The 8958-nt window shown below is 70.9% G+C and carries 5 protein-coding genes; 4 read left to right on the top strand and 1 reads right to left on the bottom strand.

Annotated features, from left to right (window positions below):
• The 4 genes from VKH46_07920 to VKH46_07905 form a co-directional block, all read left to right on the top strand.
• A partial coding sequence (locus VKH46_07920; protein ID HKB70756.1) for an IPT/TIG domain-containing protein occupies positions 1-806 on the top strand: 806 nt, incomplete at its 5' end.
• Positions 807-895: 89 nt separating this feature from the next.
• Positions 896-2842: a hypothetical protein gene (locus VKH46_07915; GenBank protein HKB70755.1), complete on the top strand. Its 1947-nt coding sequence runs from the start codon at positions 896-898 to the stop codon at positions 2840-2842.
• Positions 2839-4206 (top strand): hypothetical protein, encoded by a 1368-nt coding sequence (locus tag VKH46_07910; GenBank protein HKB70754.1) that lies wholly within the window; start codon positions 2839-2841, stop codon positions 4204-4206. The genes VKH46_07915 and VKH46_07910 overlap by 4 nt, the downstream gene beginning before the upstream one ends.
• 137 nt (positions 4207-4343) lie before the next feature.
• Complete coding sequence (locus VKH46_07905; GenBank protein ID HKB70753.1) at positions 4344-6674, top strand: YfhO family protein; 2331 nt, start codon at positions 4344-4346, stop codon at positions 6672-6674.
• 1327 nt (positions 6675-8001) lie between these two features.
• On the opposite strand, the gene VKH46_07900 is transcribed toward VKH46_07905, so the two are convergent.
• On the bottom strand, positions 8002-8958 hold a 957-nt coding region (locus tag VKH46_07900), incomplete at its 5' end, for a hypothetical protein (protein ID HKB70752.1).

Raw genomic sequence — 8958 nt, 5'->3', positions numbered from 1 at the left:
GTCCCGGATCGGGCGGCGCCGCTCCCGGGCACCGGAACCGGAGTTTTTCGGATCCGCTGGCAGCCGGAGACCTTTCGTTGAAAGCGTTCTCTTCTCCGGCGGCAGCGTGCGCCGCGCTCCTGGCGGTTCTCGCGGTTCCGGGATGCCGCCGGCGGACGTCCACCGGCGAGATCGCTCCCGCCGCGCCCTCGCCGATCCCGGGAGCGCGCGTGGAACGTCCGTCGCCCCGGATTCGCGACCTCTATCCGCCGGATGCCTACGTCGCGACGCGGTTTTCCGTCCGATTCGACGGCATGTCGGTGCTCGGGGTGGCGGGGGAGGGCTTCTCACCCGATTCGACCGTCTATTTCGGCGACGAGCCCATGCTGACGCAGTTCGTGTCGTCCGACTCGCTCGCGGCGACGGTTCCGCCCACGCTGATCGAGCGGGTCGGAAACGTCCCGGTCTCGGTCCGCGACGCGACCGGAGCGCGTTCCCCCGCCGTCGCCTTCGCGGTCGTTCCGCCCCGGCCGGCGGGCGCGTGCCCGGAAATCCGGCACATCTATCCTTCTTCGACCGAGGCCGGCCGCGGATTCTCGCTGCGCGCCGACGGCTCGTCTTCTCTCGGCGTCGCGGGGCGCGGCTTCGGCCCCGGCTCGTTCGTGCTCCTCGACGGGAAGAAGGCATCGACGATCTACCAGGGGCCGGGCTCCCTGATCGCGCTCGTTCCCGCGGTATCGTTGTCGAAGAGAGGGCGCATCCGCGTCGCCGTCGCCGAGGAGAAGTGCCGCCTGTTTCCCTCTCCCGAGGACCTGGAAGTCCGCTGAGCGGCGGTGGGCTCGGGCTCCGGGAGGCGCCGATTCCGGACTTCGGCGAATTTGCCTTCGAGCGATTCCCGGCATAGATTCCGAAGGCATTGTTCCCTTTCTCTCCCGATGCGCCGGTCATTCGCCGCGCCCGCGCGCCCGTCCTCCTTTTTGCAGGCCTCACGCTCCTGTATCTCGCGCTGTCGCCGTGGCGGATCACCGACCGCGGCTACAACGGCCAGGACGTGCACGCGGCCGATGCATGGACGAGCGCGGCGTTCCGGTTCCTGAGCGGGGGAGGCTGGAATACGCCGAGCGCCTGGTCGCGTCACGGCGTGCTCGGCTTCGCCCCGCACGTGCCGTTCGTCGCGGCAAGCCGGGCGCTCTTCGGAAGCGATCCACGGGCCGAAGACGCGGTGACGTCGCTCGAGCCTCTCCTCGAGACGATCGCCCTCCTGGCGCTGCTCTTTGCCTGGGCCCGCCGCCTGAGCTCGGCCCGGCGCGCCCTGGCGATCACGCTGGCGGCGGCGTTCACCACGATGCTCTGGCCCTACGCTTACGTCGGGCTGGAAACGACGCAGTCGCTCGCGTTCTTCGCCGCCGGTTACCTGGCGCTCGCGGTCCCGCCTTCCGGTTCCCGCTGGCTCACCGCCGCGTTCGTGACCGTCGCCGTGCTGGCGGTGTCGGTCAAATCGACCGGCATTTTCCTGCTGCCGGCGGTGGCGTTCCTCGTCTTCGTCTTCTTTCGCGACCGGGCGCCCGGCGATCCGCGGAAGCTTTGGCGCTCTCTCGCGGCCGCCGCCGCCGCGGGCATCCTCGTCATCGGAGGCAACGCCTGGACGCGCGAGTTCTTCTGGAGGCGATTCGGGGGCTCGTGGGCCAACGTCCAGCACACCTTCGTCCACGACCCGTTCCTCTTCCTGTTCAACGCGGTGTCCCTCGTCGCCTCGCCGAACAAGGGGCTCCTGTTCTACGCCCCGCTCGCCGTTTTCGGCCTCTGCCGCATTCCGCGGGCGATCTCCGTCCGGCGAAGGACCGGATTGTTCGCGGCCCTCACGTTCGCGTGCCTCGTCGCGGGGTTCGCGTTCCTGAAGATCTGGTCCGACGAGACGTGGGGACCGCGATATCTCCACAGCGCGGTCGCCCCGCTGATGCTCTGCCTCGCGTTCCCGGCAAGCCGGCCCGGCCGATTCCGGGCGCGCCGGCTGCTGGCGGCGGCGGCGGGAATCCTCGGCGGGATCGTTTCGTCGCTCGGGATCCTGTTTCCGTACGGCGCGCCTTACCACGCCTCCCGCCTCGCGGGACAGAACACGCTCGAAGCGATCCAGGGCGACGTCGTGTGGAACCCCATCCGCTTCGATCTCCGCCTGCTCGAATGCGCGCTCCGCCCGGAGAGGGAGAGGATCTGGGTCGCGGCCCATTACTGGTGGTTCTTCAAGACTCCCGGCAGCGCGGCCGAGCCGGCAATCGACCTGTCCCGCTACGTCCATTTCGACCCGCTGGTGCTGGCGCCCGGAACGCGCGCCGGAATCGTCTTCCGGCTGGTGGCCTGCGGTCTCGCCGGCGCGGTACTGGTGGCGGCCGTCGCCGTCGGAGCGTGGCGGCCCCGTTCCGCACGCCGGGCGCTCGGCGGGGCGCTGTCGTTTCTCGCGATCCTTCTGATCGGCGCGCAGGGAGTCGTGTGGGCGGCGGCCGTCCGGCGGACCGCGCACGGGGAGTTCCTGCGCGATGCGCCCCAGGTCGTCGTCACGCCGGAGATTGAAGCGGAGGTCCGTCGCGTCGCGTCCTTCGCGGGCCGATCCGACGTCCTGATCGCCATCACGCGAAAGCCCGGGTCGATGGCGTTCTTCGTCTGGCGCAGGCTCCTCTATCCGCGCCGGCTCGTGGCCGTTCTTCCGGAGGCGATCGGGACGGGCGAGCTGGACGTGCTGAGGGAGCGCTGGCGCACGCGGGTCGCACTTTCCCTCGGGGCGGGATCGGCCCCCGTCTCCCCCGGGTTCACGCGCGCGTGGTGGATCGCCCCCGACGTGATCGTCGGCGAGCTGGGCCCGAGGTGAACGGGCTCGCGCGGCTGATTCTGGTCGTCGCGGGATTCGCCGCTACGGGAGAGCTCGTTCTGCGCCGCCCGTCCCGGTCGATCGCGGCCTTGAACGAAGCGTTCTGGGTCGGCGCGGGCTGTTTCACCGCACTGCTCGTCGCCGGCTCGGCGGCGGCGTCGAACGTTCTATCGATCCTGTTCGGGGCCCTTCCGCTGGCGGTGCTCGCCGCGCTGTGGCGGCGGCGAACGCGGGCGAATCCGGCGCCGCACGAGCTCTCCGCACGGAGCTCCCGGTCGCTCGCCGGTTCGGCGGCGTTCGGCATCGCAGCGATCGCCACGGTCGTCTTCGCGGCACTCAATGCGCGGACGGGCTACGTGACCGACGGCTTCGACATCTGGGCGTCGAAGGCGCGGGTTCTCTCGGTCGAGGGACGGCTCGAGCGGTCGGATCGGGAGCCTGAGCGCCTGGGCCGCGTCGCCAGCTATCCGCCTCTCGTGCCGCTCGTCGAGGCGTTCACCGCCCGTCGCGCCGGCGGTTTCGACTTCCGCGCCGCGAAACTCGCCTTCCCGGTTTTCTTCGTTTCCCTTCTCGCGGGCACATGGGGGATCGCGCGGCGGTTCCTCGGCCGCGGTCCGGCCGGCGCAGCGGTCGCGGTCGTGGCGTTCCTCCCCGCCGTTTCCGCCGACTGGAACGCGGGAGGTTTCGCGGACCTTGCGCTCGCGGCGGCGGCGGCCGCGGCGGCCGCCGCCTGGCTGGGGCGGTTCACGGATTCCCCCGCCGCGGCTCCGGCGGACGGGTGGCTGGCGGGCGCCGTGCTGCTGAGCAAACCGGAAGGCGCCGTTCTCGTCGCTTGCGGCGCGCTCGTCGCCGCGATGCCGCGCCGCGCCGCGCGGCCGGCCGGGTCGCGGCGGGCTTTGCTGCCGCTCGCGGGGTTCGCGGGAATCACGGTGTTCTGGAGAATGCGGTTCGGCGCCCCGGAAGGGGTTTACGGCCCCTTCGACGCCGCCCACCTGTCGGTCGCGGCGCATCGCCTCGGACCGGTCGTCCGCGCGTGCATCGCGCAGGCGCTCTCCCTGCGCAGCTGGGGGCTCCTCTGGGCCGCCGCGGCGCCGGCCGTGGCGGTCCTGGCGATCCGTGGGAGGGGCGCCGCCCGGCGACTCGCGCAGGCGACAGGACTCGCGGCGTCCGCGTACGGCGCGATCTTCCTCTTCTCGAATTGGGGATTTCCCGGGCCGCCGCGCTACGGCAGCGAGCCCCTCGAGACGCACATCGCCCTGGCGTTCCCGCGTCTTCTCGAGCAGATCGCCGCTCCCGCCGCCGTCGTGCTGCTCGCCGCGTACGACTCACTGGGGCGGCGAGCCCCTGCCGGTTCGTCGCCTTGAAACGGGGCGTTCGCGGGCGTTCCGGCAGGCGTTCGTCGAGGCGTCGGGTCAAGCGGAAGAAGGACCCCGCCGGAACAGCCCCGCGGAGGAAGTCCTTCCTCTCCTTCGGCGCGGCCATCCTCATCCTCTGTATCGCGGTGGAATACGCGCCGATTCTCGCTGGCCGCATTCCGTTTCCCGCGAACATCGTTGTCCAGTTCCCGGTCTGGGAGGGGGGGCGTCCGGCCCTGCCGGTCCAGCACCACGCGGAGGAGGGTGACATCGCGACGCAGTTCTACCCCTGGCGGGTTCACGTCGTCGAGGAGCTGCACCGATTTCGTTTCCCGCTCTGGAACGACGCGATTCTGTCCGGGTGCCCTTTGCTGGCAAATACCACGTCGGCCGTCTTCGATCCGGTCAACCTGATCACCGCGGTCCTTCCGTCTCGCTACAGCTGGGGGGCGGGAATCCCGATTCGCCCTCTTCTCGCCGGGGCCGGTGCCGCCCTCCTGGTGGACGCGCTCGGCGGCACGGTTTCGGGATCGTGGCTCGCCGGCATCGTGTTCGCCTTTTCGGGGTTCCTCGCGTGCTGGCGCGGCCGGTCGCAGGAATCCACGGGGATCTGGCTGCCTCTCGCGCTCTTCGCCGTGGAGCGCCTCCGGCACCGCGGCGACATCGGAACCGTTCTCCTGGCATCGGCCGCCGGCTCGCTGCCGCTCCTCGGTGGACACCCGGAAGTGGCGTTTCAAATGGCCGTGGCCGTGGCGGCGTTCGCCCTCTTCCGGCTGCTTTCACCGGGGGACGGCCTCCCGCCGGAAGGCGGCCGTGCCGCGTATGGCCGCCGGCTCCTCCTCGCCGGAGCGGGAGCCGCCACCCTCTGCCTCGTTCAGCTCGGTCCCACGCTCGAGTGGGTTCGTCGCATCGACCGATCTCTGTGGTCCTGGGGACACCATCCGCTCCGACAGATAGCGGGATTCCTGTCGCGCGACGCGCTGGCGAACCCGAATGCCGACGGCGTCCCGCTTCCGGAGGCGGCGTCTTACGCGGGGATGGTGACGATCTTCCTCGTGCCGTTCGCATTCCGACATCGCCGCCGCAGCGAAGCCGTCTTCTTCCTGCTCCTGCTCCTCGCGTCGATCGAGATCGTTTTCGGCCTGCCTCCGATGTACGAGATCTCCCAGCACTTTCCGATTCTTTCCGGGATCCCGAACGGCCGCTTCCTCCTCGAAGCGGATCTCTCGCTCGCGGTCCTCGCGGGGCTCGGCCTCTCCGCGCTCGAGCGGCAGCGCGAGCGGCGGATCACGCCGGCGTTGCTGGTCGCCCTCGGCGCGGCCGGAGCGGCGGCCTGGGCGGTCCATTGGATGGGGACGAACGCCGGCGCACCCGAAGCGACTTCGCTCCTCGCCCGGCCGGGAGCGTCCGAGGGATGGATCGCCCTCGGAATGGCGGCGGTCGCCGTCATGGCGGCCGGCAGGATTCCAGGCCCCGCCGGGGCGAAGGTCATTCTCGTCGTCGCCGCCCTCGATCTCTTCACTTTCCAGCACGGGATCCTTCCGTTCGTCCGCGCCGAGCACGTTTTTCCCGGCGCCCCGGCTCTCGATTTCCTCCGATCCCGGACTCGCGACGGCGCTCGCGTGGCGGTGATGAACGTCACGATGGGCGCGAACTTCGAGATGATGTACGGCTTGAGGACGCCGGGCGGCTACGATTTCCGTCTTCGCCGCACGTCGCGAATCCTGACCGCTCTCCATAGCCCGCGAGGAAGCAACGTTTTCTCCGCGAAGGCGATCGCCGCCACGCCGCCGTACGGCATCTTCGACCTGCTCGGCGCCCGATTCCTCCTGGCCACGGCGAGCAATTCGAGTGCGACGGATCTCGAGCGGGACCCCGGTCGGCTCCAGGCGGTCTTTCGTGATCACTCCGTTCGCGTATTCGAAAATTCGAGCGCGCTTCCCCGGGCCTTCTTCATGCCGGCGGAGGCCGTCCGCCGATACGCTCGGGAGGAGCAGGAGGCAGAGGCCGTGCTGGCGCCGTCGTTCGACGCCCGGCGGACTCTCGTGCTTCCCGGCGGCTCGGCGACCGGGACGACCGTCGCTTCTCCGGCCGCGCTGGTTCCCGCCGAGGGCTTCACCGAGAGCCCGGGGAAGGTCTCGTTCGTCGCCGACGCTCCGGTTTCCGGATTCGCCGTCGTCAGCGAGAGCGCGTATCCCGGCTGGCGGGCATGGGTCGACGGCCGTTCGGCCGTCATCGTTCGCGCCGACTACGCGTTCCAGGGGGTCGCGGTCGGCCCGGGGCGGCATCGCGTCGTCCTTCGATATGTGGCGCCGATCTTCTGGTCGTGTCTGTTCGTTTCGTCGGCGGGATGGCTCGGGCTGGCGGTGTTCGTCCTCGTCCGACGCGCGCGGAGTCGCTCCGTCCCGGCGGATCCCGGTTCGGGGGCGGCGAGTCCCGCGGCTCCGAAACCGGGTCCCATTCGCACGGCGCGGTAAGCGGCGAGCATGGTGATCGCCGCCGCGGGAGCGATCTGCGCGAGCAGCCGGCCGTAGGCCTGCGCCACGTGGAGCCGCACCGGCCAGCTCGACATGAGGAAGATCGCCGAGTAAGCGGCGAGACCCAGCAGCGAAGCGAGCGCGACCGACCTCTGCCGGCCCGGCGACGCCCACACGACGAGGAGCGACGCGACGACGAAGGCGGGCCAGAAGAATCCCCACTCGCGGACCCGCACGAGCTCTCGGGCGCACAGAGCCGCGACGTCGGGGATCCGGTCGAACGCCCGAACGAGGGTCGTCGGGTTCGGCGAGTCGATCAGCCGGTCCGGGACGGCGGTCCACCGGAGATAGACGAGCCGGTCGGCGAGAAGAGCCGCGCCGACCAGCACGGCCCCGGCGCCGAAGCGAAGCCGGCGCGCCGGGTCTTCCACCGGGGTCATCGCGGCCGCCGAAACAATGGCGACCGCAAAGAGGATCAAGCCCTCCGATTTGGCCGCCAGGAGCGATCCGAGCAGCCAGGGCACGGCGGAATTCCATCGGCCCGGGCGGGAGTCGGGAGAGAGCCAGGCCGCCGCGAGCGCGGCGACGCAGGCCGCCACGGGTAGATCAGCGTTTCCGCCCACCATCGGGCGGCTCGTGAACGCCGGCAGCGCGGCGATCATCGCGACGACGCCGAAACGTTCGAGCCTTGAAAGAGTGACGGACCGAGCGGCTTTCAGGGTGGAGAGCAGCATCGACGCGAAGAAAAGGACGAACACCGGCTTCAGATCGAGGAACTCGAACCGGCCGAGGACGCGGGCGACGAGCGCCTCGAAGAGGGGAACGATGGCGGGATAGTTCACCGCCCGGCCGGCGCGCCCTTCGTAGATGCTCCCGGCCCACAGCTCCGGCCGGAGCCCTCCCTCCCGGAAGAGGAGAAACGCCTTCGTCGCCCAGATCTGGAAACCGTCCCAGGCGAAGGCCGCCCGCAGATTCAGGACCCAGAAGAGCGCGACGGCGAAAACGACGAAAGCGAAGGAAACAATGTCGGCGGCCCCCGGTGGCGCCGGGCGCCCCTGGCCCCCGCGCCGCTGTCGCCAGGCGCGCGCGATCCGAATCGGAATGACCGCCAGCGCGAGGACGATGCAAACGGCGACGGCGTCGAGCGCGCGGCGCGGAGCGACGAGCGACAGGGGAAAAAGGAGAGCGGCGCAGCCGCCCGCCCCGATCAGGAAGGACTCGTTCCAGCCGAACACATCGGTCGAGCGCCGGCGGAGCGCGAGCTCGGCGAGACAGGCGAATCCGGCGCCGACGAGGATCGCGGCGGCCGTTCCGGCGATTCGGAAATTCACGGCCCGACCTCCCCGATCCATACCCGATCGGAAAGCCGTTTCCGGCGGATCACCGGGAGATCCGGAGGGGGCTCCGCAACGCCGATGGCCCAACGGACGGCAAAGGCGTTTCGGAGATTCGCGAGCTCACGGCGGGACGTCGGCGCGGGCCGCACGCAGAAGACCGGGCGCGGATAGAGGGCGCGCTGCCACAATCCGCAGCGCCACGTGTTCGCGTCGGCGGTGACGTAGAAAACGGGAGCGCCGGGCGGAAGCGCGCGCCGCGCCGCGGGGAGCGCCCGCGAAATTTCCTCCGGGAGAAGCTCCTCCTGCGGAGCGCGAAGGGAGGCGACGAGACGGTGGAACGCCGCCGCCCCTCCGGCGGCGAAAACGCTGCCGAGGACCGCGACGGCCGCGGCGGCGCGGGCGACCCGCCGCGACCGCGGGCCGAGGAGAGGGCGGGCCCGCGGCGGCACGAGGGCCGTTCCGGGCGCCCGGCCCTTCACGCAAAACACCGCGGCTCCGACCGTCGCGATGGCCAGCGGCGCGATCTGCGCAAGCAGCCGGGGGTACGCCTGATCGAGGTGCAGGCGGAAATCTCCCCAGCGCGTCCAGAAGAAGATCGCGCCGTCCCCGACGGCCGCCAGCAGCGCCGTCGCGCCGATCGCCATCGCCGGGGATCGACGTCCGGTCCACGCGAGGACGAACAGGGCGACTGCGAACGCGGGCCAGAGAACGCCCCACAACCTGAAATCCGACAGCCAGTGGAGGATTCCGGAGACGATCAGGGGCCCGCGAAGAACGACCGTCCGGAGTCTCAGCGACCCGAGAGAGGCGAACTCGACGTTCTGCCCCGGAATCCACGTCCGCTGAGCGACGCGAGCGAGGACGAAGAACGCCAGGGAAGCCGCCGACGTGGCCGCCCGCCACGAAACGCGCGGACGGCGGGCGACAGCGTACGCCGAGGCGACGGC

The sequence above is a fragment of the Thermoanaerobaculia bacterium genome, from assembly GCA_035260525.1.
Classification (GTDB): Bacteria; Acidobacteriota; Thermoanaerobaculia; order UBA5066; family DATFVB01; genus DATFVB01.
Note: the sequence above shows the minus strand (reverse complement) of the source record. Positions and strands in the feature narration are given on the sequence as shown.